Annotated in this window: 12 protein-coding genes; 3 read left to right on the top strand and 9 right to left on the bottom strand. The window is 38.8% G+C overall.

Annotation, left to right across the window (positions count from 1 at the left end; genetic code table 11):
- Nucleotides 1–63: 63 nt before the first annotated feature.
- Nucleotides 64–630, bottom strand: coding sequence for a BON domain-containing protein (locus tag H5089_RS09035; protein ID WP_024597541.1), 567 nt, complete (start codon nucleotides 628–630; stop codon nucleotides 64–66).
- A gap of 328 nt (nucleotides 631–958) precedes the next feature.
- Between H5089_RS09035 and H5089_RS09030 the strand changes: the two genes are divergently transcribed.
- On the top strand, nucleotides 959–1,627 hold the full coding sequence (locus H5089_RS09030) for a LiaF domain-containing protein (protein ID WP_024597540.1): 669 nt from the start codon (nucleotides 959–961) through the stop codon (nucleotides 1,625–1,627).
- A 38-nt stretch (nucleotides 1,628–1,665) separates the two neighbouring features.
- On the opposite strand, the gene H5089_RS09025 is transcribed toward H5089_RS09030, so the two are convergent.
- On the bottom strand, nucleotides 1,666–2,082 hold the full coding sequence (locus H5089_RS09025) for a VOC family protein (RefSeq protein ID WP_182682573.1): 417 nt from the start codon (nucleotides 2,080–2,082) through the stop codon (nucleotides 1,666–1,668).
- Between the two features lie 243 nt (nucleotides 2,083–2,325).
- On the opposite strand from H5089_RS09025, the gene suhB reads away from it, so the two are divergent.
- Nucleotides 2,326–3,129, top strand: coding sequence for an inositol-1-monophosphatase (gene suhB, locus H5089_RS09020; protein ID WP_002957826.1), 804 nt, complete (start codon nucleotides 2,326–2,328; stop codon nucleotides 3,127–3,129).
- A 53-nt stretch (nucleotides 3,130–3,182) separates the two neighbouring features.
- Here suhB and H5089_RS09015 read toward each other — a convergent pair whose 3' ends face one another.
- From H5089_RS09015 to queA, 7 genes are all read right to left on the bottom strand, one after another.
- Nucleotides 3,183–3,992 carry an ABC transporter substrate-binding protein gene (locus H5089_RS09015; RefSeq protein ID WP_182712031.1) on the bottom strand — a complete coding sequence of 270 codons (810 nt, stop codon included), beginning with the start codon at nucleotides 3,990–3,992 and terminating at the stop codon, nucleotides 3,183–3,185.
- Nucleotides 3,993–4,011: 19 nt separating this feature from the next.
- Nucleotides 4,012–5,799, bottom strand: a complete 1,788-nt coding sequence (locus H5089_RS09010) for a GGDEF domain-containing protein (protein ID WP_182712030.1) — start codon at nucleotides 5,797–5,799, stop codon at nucleotides 4,012–4,014.
- Between the two features lie 129 nt (nucleotides 5,800–5,928).
- The gene (gene secF / locus H5089_RS09005; protein ID WP_002957828.1) at nucleotides 5,929–6,876 is read right to left on the bottom strand and encodes a protein translocase subunit SecF; all 948 of its coding nucleotides are present in this window, start codon (nucleotides 6,874–6,876) and stop codon (nucleotides 5,929–5,931) included.
- Between the two features lie 9 nt (nucleotides 6,877–6,885).
- Nucleotides 6,886–8,745, bottom strand: a complete 1,860-nt coding sequence (gene secD, locus H5089_RS09000) for a protein translocase subunit SecD (protein WP_002957829.1) — start codon at nucleotides 8,743–8,745, stop codon at nucleotides 6,886–6,888.
- A 19-nt stretch (nucleotides 8,746–8,764) separates the two neighbouring features.
- Entirely contained in the window at nucleotides 8,765–9,100 is a 336-nt protein-coding gene (yajC, locus tag H5089_RS08995; protein ID WP_002957830.1) for a preprotein translocase subunit YajC, read from the bottom strand.
- Nucleotides 9,101–9,125: 25 nt separating this feature from the next.
- Complete coding sequence (tgt, locus tag H5089_RS08990; protein ID WP_002957831.1) at nucleotides 9,126–10,253, bottom strand: tRNA guanosine(34) transglycosylase Tgt; 1,128 nt, start codon at nucleotides 10,251–10,253, stop codon at nucleotides 9,126–9,128.
- A 183-nt stretch (nucleotides 10,254–10,436) separates the two neighbouring features.
- Nucleotides 10,437–11,468 (bottom strand): tRNA preQ1(34) S-adenosylmethionine ribosyltransferase-isomerase QueA, encoded by a 1,032-nt coding sequence (gene queA, locus H5089_RS08985; RefSeq protein ID WP_002957832.1) that lies wholly within the window; start codon nucleotides 11,466–11,468, stop codon nucleotides 10,437–10,439.
- A 186-nt stretch (nucleotides 11,469–11,654) separates the two neighbouring features.
- On the opposite strand from queA, the gene H5089_RS08980 reads away from it, so the two are divergent.
- Nucleotides 11,655–14,186: a GGDEF domain-containing protein gene (locus H5089_RS08980; protein WP_039489071.1), complete on the top strand. Its 2,532-nt coding sequence runs from the start codon at nucleotides 11,655–11,657 to the stop codon at nucleotides 14,184–14,186.
- Nucleotides 14,187–14,277: the final 91 nt, after the last annotated feature.

Genomic DNA, 14,277 nt, shown 5'->3' with positions numbered 1-14,277 from the left:
CCATTTAAATTAAACATTGAAAAGACTTAAAGCCCAGTATTACTGGGCCTTAACTATACTGTATTATTCAGCAACAATAGCTAGTTTATCAACTACGTCGCGAACATCTTCAGCATTTTTAGCAATTTTAACTGCTAGTTGCTTTTCAGCTTCAGACTCTACAGAGCCATTCAGAGTTACCACACCGTTGTCGGTATCAACATCAATGTCTGTACCACCTACTTCTGAGTCAAACAGGAAGCGAGTAGTGATTACAGTGGTGATTTTAGCGTCCGTTAGGTCGTTATCATCATCGTCCATCATGTCGTTGCTTTTATCTTCGGTGTCCATGCTTTTAACAACAGTAAGGCTGTTATCAACATCAGTTACACCATCTAGGCTAAGTACAAGTTCTTCTGCTAGCTCTTTATCGAGTTCGCTATTAACTTTACCTGTAAGTACTACCTTGCCATTTTTTACATCAGTGTTAATGTCAAAGTTGTTTAGATTAGTGTTCATAAGTAGAACGGTTTCTGCCTTACCATCAATCCAAGCATCTTTACTTTCGTTTTCCCAGCTGTTTGCTTGGGCACCCATAGCCGTAGTACCAAGAACTAGAGCTGCGATAATAGATTTGTTAAATGTTTTCATAATCTTTCTCCTTTTGATTAAAGACACTTTAACTAATGCGAGCTTCAGGCCAACTTTATTTATACTTAAAATTCAAAGACTTGAATTAATTAAAAGATAAAACCTTATCTATGTTTGTGTAACTATTTACAGGCTACTCGGTAAAACTTTCTCAAATAGTGAAAATAGCTAGATAATTGCTCTTTTGGTTAATCTATCGTTAATATAACAAAACAAAAAACACCGTTAAAAAATAACCAATTGATAATTAATGAAATTATATTTGGTACGCGGTTTGCAGCCTAACTACAAGAGCAGTATCAATAGTAAATATAATAAGGAATAACTCATGTCTGTAAAAGTTGAAGACCGCCCAATAGAGCAAGTACGCGAACAAGTGATTGATCAATTAATTTATAATTACAGTCATGGTGTTATTTCTGTTGATGCATTCGAAAGACGTTTAGATAATGCGATGGATGCACCTAATAACGAAGCACTGCTAGCCTTAGTAGAAGACTTAACACTTAATACCGATCAGCAATATAAAGCAGAAAAACAATCGCAATTTACACCACATTATAGTGCACAGCAAAACAGTGATGATGATTTTACATTACGCAGTATTTTAGGATCTAACGAGCGAAGTGGTCAGTGGGTTGTGCCAAAAAATATATATTTGAGTAACTTTATGGGATCGGTGGTGCTTGATTTTACCGATGCTATTTTTGCGCATCAAAATGTAACTATTCACGTTAACTGTATTTTTGGTAGCGATGAAATTTACGTACCAGAGCATGTCAATGTAGTGTCTAAAATGTTTTGTATTTTAAGTAGCCTTGAAAATAAATCTGTGTCGCTTAACAAACGCCAAGGCCCTACAATTCATATTGAAGGAAAGGCAGTAATGGGCTCGGTTGAGGTAAAAATAAAGCGCACAATTAAAGAAAAATTTATGAGCTTTGCAAATGAGCTAAAAACCCAGTTTGGCACGGGTAATAATAATCGCTCACTATAATTGAGTAGCAGCACTTTAGCGTGCTGCTTAGTATTTTATTATAAATCGTTATTTCGCTCGCTTGGTATATCACTTAAATACTCTACAAACTCAACTTCAAACCCTGCAGGATCAATAAAGTAGACATTCTTTCTGAAAGGATTCTCGTTACCTTGCTTGCTTAGAGTAAAACCCACTTTATTTAAGCGCATTACTACTGCGCTTAAATTATTAGTTACATAAGCAAAGTGTGCAAAACCAATTTGATGGCCCGATAAGTTTCTGTTTTCACCTTCACCATGACTGCTTATCGCAATGTAATGCGTGTCATCTCCAAAGTGTACCCAGCGTCTTGGTTTTCCATGCCAATCGCCTCTGCCCTCACTTCTAATCGACCAATGTGGAAATACAGCGCGATAAAATGTAAGCATACTATCTATATCACTCGCGACTAAGTTTACGTGCTCTAAATACATAATGTTATCCTATCAGTTAAGTTAGGAGCACGATAAAACCTCAAGTTAACTTTAGGTAAAGTGTTATTTAAAATTAATTTATTTAAATGCAGATAATTATTTTTTAAAAATATATAAACTTTTCAATCTTGTATAAAAAACAAACACAAGTATTTGGGGTTTATTGTTTACTTTATGGCAAAAGTCGCTAAAATACGCCGGCTGAAATATATAAACGTTCTTTTACAACCCAAAGGTAATACCATGCATCCAATGTTAAACATTGCGGTTCGCGCTGCGCGCAACGCAGGCAAAATTTTACTTCGCGCAAGTGAAGATTTATCAAAAGTTGAAGTGCAACAAAAAGGCGCTAACGACTTAGTAACTAACATTGATAAAGAAGCCGAAGCCGTAATTCGTGACACTATTTTACAGTCTTACCCTACTCACTCAATTGTTGGTGAAGAACTAGGTGAGCATAAAGGCAAGGATGATGATTACCAATGGATTGTAGATCCTATCGATGGAACAACTAACTTCATCAAAGGTATCCCTCATTACGCGGTTTCTATCGCACTTAAAGTTAAAGGTCGTTTAGACCAAGCTGTTATTTATGATCCAATTCGTGGTGAGCTTTTCACTGCATCTCGCGGTCAAGGCACTCAGTTAAACAGTAAACGTCTACGCGTTAGCAAAACTACGGTTCTTGCAGGCACTGTACTTGCTACTGGTTTCCCTTTCAAAAACAAAAACCACATGGATGCATACACTGAAGCGTTTAAAGCATTGTTTGTACACACTGCTGATATTCGCCGTGCAGGTTGTTCTGCTTTAGATATGGCATACGTTGCAGCTGGCCGTGTTGATGGATTTTTTGAAATTGGTTTAAAACCTTGGAACTCTGCTGCGGGCGAACTAATGGTTAAAGAAGCGGGCGGTATGGTTGTAGATTTCGCCGGTGGTAATAACTATAACCACAGCGGCAATATTATCTGTGGTTCACCAAAACTGACTCAAGCAATTATCCGCGAAATTCGTCCAGTATTAACTGAGTCGTTACTTCGCTAATTAAATGCTATTAATAGCATACTAAAAAGGAGCCTAGGCTCCTTTTTTTGTGCCTAAAAATAAGGGTTATCGAGCTTAATCTCTATTGTTTTACCTTTTGTATAAGGTAGTGTATTTAAATCCTTTGCGAAGTATTCATTAAATAATGCATCAAACTCGCCGTTTGTCTGCATTAATATTAAGCCCTCCTCTACTGCCTTTGCCAATTCGGGTTTACTCTTAGTCACAAAATAATAAATACCCGTTGGGTAGCTTATATATAAATCAGGCACAACGACTAAGTTACTTTGTTTGTTTTCAATAAGCTCAGAATTAACCTCAATAAACGAGCGAGGAAAGTAATCTATTCGCCCACGGCTCGTTAAAGTGAACATGGCTTGGTAATTGGTAAGCGGCCTTACACGTAAGCCGTTATAGGACATTATTCTTGTATCTGGCCAGTTGTGACCCTGCACTGCTGAAAACTCTCCTAGCTGCTCTAGGGTTTTTACGTCTTTAAAGCGTGCTACGTTTTGTTTATTAGTGAGTAAAGCCCGCTTTCCTATGTAACCTTTAAATAGTGGTATTTTAATAGCTAAAGCAAGTGCCTCTCGCTCTGGACTACTCATACTCCAATACATATCTAGTTCGTTATCATTTAGGTTTATGAGCTTACGTTTTTGCTGATCTGGTATGGGAGTCATCCTAATAACTCCAGGATAGTTAACACTCTCAAGTGCACGTACCAGTAGCTCACTTAAGTACTCTTCTCGTGCGTTTTGAGTATCTTGCTTTTGGGCTACATTAATTATTTGCTCTTGCGCCATAAGTGCAAAACTTGCAAGCAGACCAAGTACACTGGTCGAGATTTTTATTGGCAACATAATAATTACCTATTTTTATTTAAATTACCTGCTTATTGCTTGCTAGGCGCACCACTGCGGGAGCAGGCCCTTTACGTTTGCAAATAAACAAATAACTATGGCGATAACGTTTGGCTTCTTTTTTAGCATCAGTTGCGAGTGCTGCAACTTGGTGACTGTTTTTACATTGTTGTAAATCAGGCTCAACTAAGCCAATTGATAACGTTAGTAGAGGCACAAATTGCTTTTCTCCTTCACGATTTGTGGCCCAATACCCTTCGCTCTTTATGTGCTCAGGTGTAAAAAATATACGAGACTGGAGTTGAAATTGCTCAATAATGATATTACATATATCAACCGCGTTGTGCTGATCAAACACTACCATAAAGTCATCGCCACCTATATGTCCTACAAAGTTAGCACTATTTTTACACGCTTGCACTGTTACATCAGCTAATAGTTTAATTACACTGTCGCCGCTAGCGTAGCCGTATAAGTCATTAAATTGCTTAAAATGATTTAAGTCTATATACGCGAGTGAAAACGGATTACTACCTTTTAATCGCTGCTCTATAGCTTCATTAATTGCCACATTACCAGGGAGCATAGTCAGTGGATTAGCGTGTTGTGCATGGCGTATTTTTTCTTCGGTTATGTGTTTTAAAATATCGCGAAGCGGCGCTAAACCTAAATAAGCGTTTTCTCTGGTTATCACTATATGGCGGCGTATATCAAAGTCTTGCTCAGTTATTTGTTTACTTACGGTATCGAGTAATTGGTTTTCGTCAACGACTAAGGGCTGCTTATCCATCAGTGCAGTAACGGGGCGTTTATCGTAAAGAGCATGCCCATAGGGCGCTGCAAAAACTTCTGTTAATTGATCTCTGTGAAGTAACCCTACTGGCTGGTTTTCAGTATTTAACACTGCAATGCTTATGAGTGATTTATCTTGCTCAAAGAGCTTATGCGCATCTTTACAGCGAGTGTCGCTGCTTATTGCAGGTTGCGTAACCGATAAGCGACCTATGGCCATAGATTGATCAAACAATGTGTTTGATTGCGTAAATGAAAGAGCTTTTAGTTGCTCTGAGCTGAAATCTTCACTTGGCTTTATGCTTGGCTTTTCGAGTAAAAACCCTTGTACATTACTAATGCCTAAGTTTTCTACAAATGTAAGCTCTTCTGGACGTTCGATGCCTTCGGCAATAACCTGAGTATTAGTAGCTCTGGCCAAAATAGTAATAGATTTCAAAAACTCTTTTTTAACTTCGCTTTCATCACAATGATCAATAAAATAGCGGTCAATTTTTACAAAATCAGGGCATAGTTCAGACCATTGCTTTAACCCTGAATACCCAGCGCCTAAATCATCTATTGCTATAGTAAAACCGAGCTCTCGATAATGGGCTATCGTTTTTAATAACAAGAAGCCATCATCTACTTTTTCTTGCTCAGTAACCTCTATAACTACACGGTTAGCAGCTAAGCCAAATTGCTCTATTAGGTGCAATGTTTCCCCTTTAGGGTGGCAAGGGTCTAGTAGTGTTTTAGGGCTTACATTTAAAAATAATTTACCTTGTAGGTTAAGCCTTACAAAGTTTTCAATCGCTTTAGAGCGACATAGTAATTCAAGCTCCGAAATTAAACATTCCTCATGGGCAACTTTAAATAACGTATTAGGCATTTCTAACGGGCTATTTTTAGGTCCTCGACTAAGTGCTTCGTAACCTAAAATAACTTGATTACTAATATCAAAAATAGGCTGAAACAGCGTTGTTATTTCACCGCTTTTTAAAATGTACTCTAATACTTTGCGCTGAATCGTCACGTATTTGCCTTACAACTATTTTGATTGGAGCAATAAAGTACCAAGTGTGTATGACATTTTTATTGCGCAAAAAAATGCGCTCATAAAAAAACCGCTCATAAGAGCGGTTTTTATTAAGTACAAATCTAGTTACGGCATAGCGTCTTGGTCTGCGCCTTCTTTTTCTATCACTTCAGGTATTAAATCTTCTTTGCTTACGCCCATTGCTATAGCAACAGAGCTTGCAACATAAATCGAAGAATAAGTACCAATAAACACACCAAACAGTAATGCAGTTGCAAAACCATGAATGGTTTGTCCGCCCCATGCAAACAAGGCAATCAATACTAAAATAGTCGTGATTGATGTTACAAGTGTACGGTTAAGTGTTTGCGTAAGTGAAATATCAATAATTTCTATCGTATCGTCAATGCGTACCTTACGGAAATTTTCACGTATACGGTCTGATACAACAATCGTATCATTGAGTGAATAACCAATTACCGCAAGAATTGCCGCTAATATAGTTAAATCAAACTCTAAACCTAATACCGAAAATAAACCCACAGTAATGATAACATCGTGTAGTAGTGCACCTACCGCACCTACTGCAAAGCGCCATTCAAAACGAAACGCAACGTAGATTAAGATACAAATAAGCGCAGTTAACATGGCAAGGCCACCCTGCTCTTTTAAGTCTTCACCTACACTTGGGCCTACAAATTCAATACGGCGCATTACTACGCTGTCGTCTGCTTTTTTAAGTGCATCGATTACTTGGTTACCAATCACCTCAGCTTTTACATCGCTACCGCGTGGTGCTAAGCGAACTAAAATTTCTTGGCTTGAACCAAATAGCTGCACTGATGCATCAGCAAAACCATTATCAGCTAGTGCATCACGTACTTTTTTAAGGTCAGCCGGTTGTGAAAAACCCACTTCTACCGCAGTACCGCCGGTAAAATCTAAACCAAAGTTTAGGCCTTTGATAAAAATTGATGCAAACGACGCTAAAATTAGTAGCGTCGAGAAACCCATAGCCACTTTTCGAAGAGACATGAAACGAAGGGTTCTACTACCCAAACTTAAAATTTGCATGTCTGCTCCTTAAATCGAAAGTTTATCAATGCGTTTACCACCAACAAATAAGTTGATTACCGCACGGGTACCAACGATGGCTGTAAACATTGAAGTTAAAATACCAATCGCAAGTGTCACTGCAAAGCCCGCAATCGGACCAGTGCCCACTGCAAACAGTATAATGGCAGCAATTAGTGTCGTGATGTTGGCATCAAATATAGTGCTAAATGCACTATCGTAACCAAAATGAATCGCTTGTTGAGGGCTACGGCCATCGGCCAGCTCTTCACGAATACGTTCAAAAATAAGTACGTTAGCATCAACCGCCATACCTACCGTTAATACAATACCGGCAATACCTGGTAGCGTAAGTGTAGCGCCCGGAATTAAAGACATAACACCTACAATTAGTACTAAGTTAGCCGCAAGCGCAAGGTTTGCAACCATACCAAAACCTTTGTAGTACACAAGCATAAACACAAGTACAAACGCAAAGCCAAGTGCAACCGCAGTCATACCCGCTTCAATATTTTCTTGTCCTAAGCTTGGACCTACTGTGCGCTCTTCAACAATTTGAATTGGCGCTACAAGTGCACCAGCACGAAGTAGTAAGCTTAAGTTATGTGCTTCAGCTGGGTTATCGATACCTGTAATACGGAACGAGCGATCAAGACGTGCTTGAATTGTTGCTACGTTAATAACTTCTTCAACCTTAATAGGCGGAAGCGCTTTACCATCTGCATCTTTTTTACCTGATGGCTTGTACTCAATAAATACCGTTGCCATACGCTTACCAATAGCACGTTTGGTAAAGGCATTCATTTTTGCCCCACCTTTGCTATCTAGCGTAATACTCACTTGCGGGCGTTGGTATTCATCAGCGCCAGATTGCGCGCCAGTTATATGGCTGCCTTCTAGAATAATACGCTTTTTAAGTACAACAGGGTAACCGTCGCGGCTCATGATCATTTCAGTACCCGCAGGGATACGACCTTGAGCAGCAGCGCTAATATCAGCGTTTTCGTCTACTTCACGAAATTCAAGTGTTGCTGTTGCGCCTAAAATTTCTTTAGCGCGTGCTGTGTCTTGAATACCAGGTAGTTGAACAATAATACGCTCAGCACCTTGGCGTTGTACGTTAGGCTCTGCAACACCAATTTGGTTGATACGGTTACGAATAATCGTTTCATTTTGCTTGATAGCGTAGTCACGAATCTCTTTGAGTTTTTGCTCACTCATTGTCGCAAAAAATGCTTTATCGTTACTGCTGTCATCAATATAGACATTTAGCGGGTAGCGAGTTTCTAAGAAACTCTCTGCAGCATTTTTATCTTCTTCGGTACGCATTTCTACACGCATACGATCGGAGCCTGCTACGCGGCGAACACTACGATAACGTAGTTTTTCTTCGCGCAGGTCACTGCGAAAATCTTGTTCCATTTGCTCAAGCTGGTTATCAACCGCTGTTGCCATGTCGATTTCCATGGTGAAATGTACGCCACCACTTAAATCAAGACCTAGCTTCATAGGGTTACCACCGACCGCTTTTAACCAAGCTGGTTGAGCAGGTGCCATATTAATAGCAGAAATGTAATCATCGCTCAGCGAATCACGTAGTAAGTCATGCGCTTTAAGTTGCTCTTCAACATTTTTTAAACGAACTAAAATTTGTCCATCTTCAAGTATTGTCGATTTAGCGGTTACATTATTTGTTTTAAGGATTGCGTTTACTTTGTCTACAACACTGAGATCGACATCAGCGCCTTTAGCACCTGAAACTTGTATGGCCGGATCGCGACCATACAAGTTTGGAGAGGCATATAAAAGGCCAATGGCTACCACAGCTAAAACAAGTAAATACTTCCAAACTGGAAACTTGTTTAACACGGGGTCGTCCTTATTATTTTTATAGCGACTTCATTGTGCCTTTTGGCAATACTGCAGATACTGCAGATTTTTGTACTGTAACTTCTGCTTGCTCGTTTAAAGAGATAACGATGAAATCTTTCTCTTCAGAAATTTTCACAATTTTACCCACTAAACCGCCTTGGGTAAGTACTTCATCACCTTTAGCCATCATACTCATTAAGCTTTTGTGCTCTTTAACGCGCTTAGCTTGTGGGCGGTAGATTAAAAAGTAAAAAACCAAACCGAAAATAGCTAACATTATTAGCATTTCCCAACCACCGCCTGCCGCAGGTTGACCAGCTGCTGCGTGTGCATTTGAAATAAATAAACTCATGATACTTCCTCTTTAATTTTAAAGTTTAATTTTTTATATCTGCTAACTCTGGCACATCTTGGCCTCGGCGAGCATAAAAATCTTGTACAAATTCTTCTAATTTACCTTCGCTAATTGCATTACGTAAACCTTCCATAACACGTTGATAGTAACGTAAGTTATGAATTGTGTTTAGTCGCGCACCTAAAATTTCGTTACATTTATCAAGGTGATGCAAATAAGCTCGTGAATAGTTTTTACACGTATGGCAATCACACTCAGGGTCAAGTGGCCCTGTATCTGTTTTATGCACTGCGTTACGTATTTTTACTACACCCGTGGTAATAAATAAATGGCCGTTACGCGCATTACGTGTTGGCATAACACAGTCAAACATATCAATACCACGGCGAACCGACTCAACTAAGTCTTCTGGCTTGCCTACACCCATAAGGTAACGAGGCTTGTCTTCTGGCATTTTAAACGCACAATGATCAAGGATATTCATCATTTCGTTTTTAGGCTCACCTACTGATAGGCCGCCTAATGCATAACCGTCAAAACCAATTTCTTCAAGACCAGCTTGTGATTGTGCACGTAATTCTGGGTACATACCACCTTGGATAATACCAAATAAAGCAGATGGATTATCGCCATGCCCTTCTTTTGAGCGCTTAGCCCAACGAAGAGATAACTCCATAGAATCTTTAGCTTCTTTTTCAGTCGCTGGGTATGGCGTACACTCGTCAAAAATCATAACGATGTCTGAACCTAAGTCACGCTGTACTTCCATCGACTTTTCAGGCGACATCATAATTTCATCACCATTTACTGGAGATTGAAATAAAACGCCTTCTTCAGTAATTTTACGCATTGCGCCTAAGCTAAATACTTGAAAACCGCCTGAGTCAGTTAAAATTGGGAAGTCCCAATTCATAAAGTCGTGTAAATCACCATGTTGTTTAATGATCTCAGTACCTGGGCGAAGCATTAAATGAAAGGTATTACCTAAACATATTTGCGCACCAGTGGCTTTAACTTCATCTGGCGTCATACCTTTTACAGTACCGTAAGTACCAACAGGCATAAAAGCAGGTGTTTCTATTACACCACGGTCAAAAATTAAGCGGCCGCGGCGCGCTTTTCCGTCAGTACAATCTAATTCAAATTTCATATCATCCTCAATGTCGGAAAAACAGTCCAACAAGCTATAATTTAACCGCCTGATTCTACCCTTTTTGCCTCACTAATACTATTAGCTGCGATAAATTCAGTTTTGCCAATTGCCGCAAACAAAAACCCCAGCAACTAAGCTGGGGGTTTTAATATATTCTACTGAGTATTAAACAATATTTTGTTACTTACGTGTTAAAAACATCGCGTCGCCATAACTAAAAAAGCGGTACTGCTGCTCTATTGCAGTATTGTAAGCGCCCATAATATTGTCTTGGCCGCTAAATGCGCTGACTAACATTATAAGCGTTGATTCTGGTAAGTGAAAATTTGTGACCATGGCATCAACAACATTAAATTGATAACCCGGAAAAATAAATATATCGGTATCACCAAAATACGTATCTAACTTGCCGCCGTGAACTTTAGCAGCCGACTCTAATGAGCGAACTGAAGTTGTGCCTACCGCAATTACACGCCCACCATTTGCTTTAGTTTGCGCAACAGCTGCAACTACGTCATCAGGTACTTCTATGTACTCTGAGTGCATCACATGCTCATCAACACTATCAACTCGTACCGGCTGAAAAGTACCAGCGCCAACGTGTAGCGTAACAAAAGCCATGTTTACGCCTTTATCTTTGAGTGCTGTCATTAACTTATCGTCAAAATGTAGACCTGCAGTTGGTGCTGCAACTGCACCTGGTTTTTCTCCATAAACAGTTTGATAACGCTCACGGTCAGCATCGGTATCAGGTCGGTCAATATAAGGAGGCAGTGGCATATGGCCAATATCATTAAGTATATCTAACACGTTTTGGCTATGATCGAACTCAAGCTCAAATAAAGTATCGTGGCGTGCAACCATTATTGCCTTGGCTTTGCCTTCTAAAATAACTTCGTTACCGACCTTAAGCGACTTACTTGCCCGTACATGCGCAAGTACGCGATGCTCATCTAATACCCGCTCTACAAGTACTTCAACTTTTCCGCCTGAAGCTTTTTGACCAAACATACGTGCTGGAATAACGCGTGTATTGTTAAAGACCAATAAATCGCCTTCGTTTACTAAATCAAGTATATCGCTAAACACTTTATGTTCTAAAGTTCCGCTTGGGCCATCTAAAGTGAGTAGACGGCTGCTGGTTCTGTCCGCTTTAGGAAAACGAGCTATTAATTCATCAGGTAAGTCAAAGCTAAAGTCAGCCACGCGCATAATTAGTAATCCACATCATTTAAAATCGCGCCAAGTGTATATGTATCGGATATTAAGCTCAAGAAATCAGCCAAACTTATAATGTCTGTTTGCGTGTTTGCCACTAAATTCTCTTGTTCTTATGGTTAAATGTCACTATTCTTATTCGGCTAAATTATTATAAGTTATATTAGGGGTGTTCAACTCGTGCCAAACCAGCTTAAATTGCTAATATTAAACGCAAGTAGTGCTGAACGTCGCGCGATTAAGGGCACTTTAGAGAGCTTAAATGTATTTACCTTTATTGATGCCCAAGACAGCCAACAAGCTTTAAAGCTTTTAAAACAACACCCTGTTGATATTATAATAACGGGCATTAATGTTGGTAAAATTGATGGTTGGCGCTTTTCTAGGATGATCCGCTCAGGATTATTAAAAACACCAAAAAACACACCAATCTTACTTATTCCGCCAATTTACTGTGAGCGGATTGCCGAAACAACAGCCCGAAGCTATGGGATAGATGCTGTACTACCGTTTGAGCACAAAGATATGCTCCCTCAAGTACTTGCGAATGTTTTATCTACTCACTTAGAAAAAAGTAGCCGGCTAAACTTATTATTATTAGAGCCACTTCAAAATACGGCAGATAAAATAAGTGAACAGTTAAAGTTAAACTTTGCTATCACTCACGTAACTTCAGCTAAAGCGGCACTTAACGCTTATAACCAACAGCAGTTTTCAATTGTGTTACTCGATGCCACTACATCAAGTGCAGAGAGCTCGAGTGTACTCGTTGAAGAAATCCTCCAGCACAATTCTAAACAAGCTATTGTTACAATTATAGAAAGTGACGATGCCGATTACGCTGAGCAGCTTTTGCTTTCGGGTGTTACCGACTTTATTAGAGCCCCTTACGATCCTTCATTTTTAAACAAAGTGTGTGACCACGCCGCACGACGTGAAGATTTTATGGTGAGTTATGCTGAATTTGCTTACAAAGTAGAACAATTAAGCGTGAGCGAAGTGCGTTACAAAGAGTTATTTTCAGCTCATCAGCGTATTTTATTGCACTTAAATACAGTTGTTTTAGAGCTCGATCAGCAAGGTAATATTCGTTTTATTAACCCCGCATGGGAAACATTAAGCGGTTTTGGTGTTAAATCATCACTACAAAACCCATTAAGCGCTTATTGTAATAACGAAGATAAAGGAAGGCTTGACTACACTATTAACGATATTTTACATGGTGGCGAGCAACAGCAACAAATAGAAGTAAAGTTAACCCACAAAAATGGCAATTTAATTTGGGTTGAATGCAGATTGCAGCTAATAAAAAATAGTCGTAACAACGCGACTATAACCGCAACTATCGACAATATACACGAACGAAAGCAAGCTGAGATTCAACTACGTCATTTAGCACACCATGACCCATTAACTGGTTTACATAATCGTTATTATTTTGATCAACAGCTTAATAAAATATGCCAAGATAAATACACCTATGATGGCATAGAGCATGCTGTTATTTATATTGACCTCGATCACTTTAAAATAATAAACGACAGTAAAGGCCATCATCAGGGCGATATAGTTTTAAAAGAAGTGGCGCAATTATTTAAAGCAAATATTGGCGACGATCACCTGGTATGCAGAATTGGTGGGGATGAATTTGCAGTCATACTTACCAATATGAATTTACTGGATGCACACCTTATTGCAGAAGGTGTGTGTAGTGCGATAGAAAAACATGCTTTTAAATCAGAAGATCAGATATACACTATTAGCTGCTCTATTGGTTTAACTCAAATCACGACACAAAATAACGACCCTAATGAGTGTTTAAAACAAGCCGATATTGCTTTGTATATTGCCAAAAACCTAGGGCGTAACTTAGTACATTGCTATTCAAAAGAAGATGCTCAAAACAATACACTACAAACAGGGCTTGAATGGGGCCATGAAATTCGCCAAGCACTACAGCAAGATAATATTGAACTACATTACCAACCTATTTGGGATTTTAAAGAGTGTAAAGTTGCTTATTTTGAAGCGCTTTTACGCTTAAAACTCAAAGGTGAACTCGTATACCCAAATCAGTTTATTCCCTCTTTAGAAATGCTTAACGACACATTTTTGATGGATCAATGCGTTATACGTAATGCTATTGCTTGTGTATCTAAGCACCCAGAGTTAAACCAAGTTGCTATTAATTTGTCAGCACAATCGTTCTTAGATGAACGCTTATTGCCATTAATTGAATCAAACCTTGAAAAGTATAACGTGCCTGCTTCGCGGATAATTTTTGAAATAACTGAATCTGCGAGTATCAATAACCTAAAGGCCACTCGTAAAATGATTGAGAAGCTTAATAGCTTAGGCTGTCATTTTTCTATCGATGATTTTGGAACTGGATTTAGTACATTTAATTATTTAAAACAGCTACCAGCACAGCATGTGAAAATTGACGGCTCATTTGTAAGTGATATGCTCAATGACCCTATAGATTTAGCGTTAGTAAAAGCAATAAATGATATTAGTCGGTCTCTCGATAAGCGCTCTGTAGCTGAGTACGTTGAAAACGAAGAGATATTTTTTGCACTAAAAGAAATTGGTGTTGATTATGGGCAAGGCTACTTTATTGCACGCCCAATACCTGTTGAAAAAGTAAAAGATGAACTCGAAAAAATTTCTAAAAATAAAACGTTTTACCAACAACAAGCTAGCCCAAAATAAACAAAATTAAACAATTTTAATCATTTTATTACTACCAATATTACCTTTCTTGCCTATACTTTCAGCATCAAATGAAAAATGTCGTTCCTTT

It is taken from the genome of Pseudoalteromonas sp. SR45-1, assembly GCF_014163655.1.
Lineage (GTDB): Bacteria > Pseudomonadota > Gammaproteobacteria > Enterobacterales > Alteromonadaceae > Pseudoalteromonas > Pseudoalteromonas distincta.
This window is presented reverse-complemented; position numbering and strand designations above follow the sequence as displayed.